This window comes from Microbacterium sp. Bi128, assembly GCF_918698205.1.
Map to the genome: position 1 here is coordinate 1 of NZ_CAKKMM010000868.1, position 2,158 is coordinate 2,158.

At 68.2% G+C, this 2,158-nt stretch carries 3 protein-coding genes; 2 read left to right on the top strand and 1 reads right to left on the bottom strand.

Features of this window, described 5'->3' with window-relative positions:
* A partial coding sequence (locus LQV45_RS27395) for a GTP-binding protein (protein WP_230009969.1) occupies positions 1-946 on the bottom strand: 946 nt, incomplete at its 3' end.
* Between the two features lie 78 nt (positions 947-1,024).
* On the opposite strand from LQV45_RS27395, the gene LQV45_RS27400 reads away from it, so the two are divergent.
* Together LQV45_RS27400 and rpsT are read left to right on the top strand one after the other, a co-directional pair.
* Entirely contained in the window at positions 1,025-1,747 is a 723-nt protein-coding gene (locus tag LQV45_RS27400) for an alpha/beta fold hydrolase (RefSeq protein WP_138172212.1), read from the top strand.
* A 119-nt stretch (positions 1,748-1,866) separates the two neighbouring features.
* Positions 1,867-2,127 (top strand): 30S ribosomal protein S20, encoded by a 261-nt coding sequence (rpsT, locus tag LQV45_RS27405; protein ID WP_230009972.1) that lies wholly within the window; start codon positions 1,867-1,869, stop codon positions 2,125-2,127.
* Positions 2,128-2,158 lie beyond the last annotated feature (31 nt).

Below are 2,158 nucleotides of genomic sequence, written 5' to 3' on the forward strand. Positions count from 1 at the left end.
TAGGGTAGATGCCCGAGCAGACCATCGGCTTCGGGTCGGTGTACCCGGGGAGGGCCTGGGTCGCGGGCTTGCGGTGGTTCGTGATCGTGTCGCCGACCTTGGACTGCCGGACGTCTTTCACGCCCGTGATGAGGTAGCCCACCTCGCCAACGCCGAGACCCCGCGTGGGCACGGGCTCGGGGCTCGACACGCCTATCTCGAGCAGCTCGTGCGTCGCGGTCGTCGACATCATCTGGATGCGCTCGCGCGGCGACAGCGATCCGTCGACCATGCGGACGTAGGTCACCACACCGCGGTAAGCGTCGTACACGGAGTCGAAGATCATCGCGCGCGCCGGGGCGTCGGCCTTTCCGACCGGGGCGGGGATCTGCTCGACGATGCGGTCGAGGAGCTCTTCGACGCCGGTGCCCGTTTTGCCGCTGACGCGCAGCACGTCGGCGGGGTCCCCGCCGATGAGGCCGGCCAGCTCGGCGGCGTACTTGTCGGGATCGGCGGCGGGAAGGTCGATCTTGTTCAGGACCGGGATGATCTGCAGGTCGTTCTCGAGCGCGAGGTAGAGGTTCGCGAGCGTCTGGGCTTCGATGCCCTGCGCGGCGTCGACGAGAAGGATCGCGCCCTCGCACGCGGCGAGCGAACGGCTGACCTCGTACGTGAAGTCGACGTGGCCGGGCGTGTCGATCATGTTGAGTGCGAAGGTCTCGCCGCCGGCGGCCCACGGCATCCGCACCGCTTGCGACTTGATCGTGATGCCGCGCTCGCGCTCGATGTCCATGCGGTCGAGGTACTGCGCGCGCATGTCGCGGTCGGCGACGACGCCGGTGATCTGCAGCATGCGGTCGGCCAACGTCGACTTGCCGTGGTCGATGTGGGCGATGATGCAGAAGTTGCGGATCTGCGCCGGCGGGGTGACGGACGGCTCGAGAGGCTTCAGGGCGCGCGGTGACATGTTCCGTCGATTCTACGGGCGCGCGCCGACATCGCCGCGCCGGGGCGATGCTCAGGTGCCGTTCGTAGGCTGGATGCCATGACGGTCCAGGTCGTGCTCGTGCACGGCATCCGCACGTCGGCGACCATGTGGCGTGCGCAGGTCGCGCATCTCGAGCAGCGCGGGAACCCGGTGACGGCGGTGGATCTGCCCGGTCACGGGACGCGTCGCGGCGAGGTGTTCACCCTCGACGAGGCGTTCGCCACGATCGACCGGGCGGTTCAGGATGCCGCGACCCGCGGTCCCGTCCTGCTCGTGGGGCATTCCATGGGCGGGCTGCTCTCGATCGAGTACGTCGGGCGCGAGGACCCGCCGCCGGTTGCCGCGTTCATCGCGGCATCCTGCACGTCGATCCCGCGCGGGGTGGGGCTCGCCGCCTATCGCTTCTTCGCGCGGCGGCTCGACGCCTTCCCCGACCGGGGCATGCGCATGACGAACTACGTGCTCGAACGCACTCTGCCCCCGGAGACGCGCGAGGACTTCGGCGCGGGCGGCTACGCGTTCGACGCGCAGGACACGGCGCTGCGGAGTCTGTCGGTGCTCGATCTGCTCGCGGCGCTCCGACGCATCGATGTGCCGTTGTGGTTCGTGAACGGGCAGTGGGATCAGCTGCGGGTCAACGAGAAGCTGTTCCTGTCGGTCGCGCGCGACGCGGAGCTCATCGTCGTCCCGCGGACGACGCACCTGGTGACCGCGATGCGTCCGCGCGTGTTCAACGCGCTGCTGGACGTGGCCCTCACCACGCTGGAAGCATCGACCTGATAGACTAGGCCCTTGGCTTGCGTGTGGGGTTTTGCCCGACCTCCACGACCGCCGGTGCAGCGTCCCTCTACCGCTCGCCCGGCACTTCCAACATTCACTCAAACGAAAGACCGTCGAACGTGGCGAATATCAAGTCGCAGATCAAGCGCAACAAGACCAACGAGAAGGCGCGCGAGCGCAACAAGGCCGTCAAGAGCGAGCTGAAGACGCACGTGCGTCGCGCCCGCGAGGCCGTTCTCTCCGGTGACAAGGCAGCCGCCGAGAAGGCCCTGGCGACCGCCGGCAAGAAGCTCGACAAGGCCGTGAGCAAGGGTGTCATCCACCAGAACCAGGCCGCGAACCGCAAGTCGGCCATCGCGAAGCAGGTCGCCGCTCTCTGAGCCGCCTCTTCTTCGACAGCCCGTCCCGCAC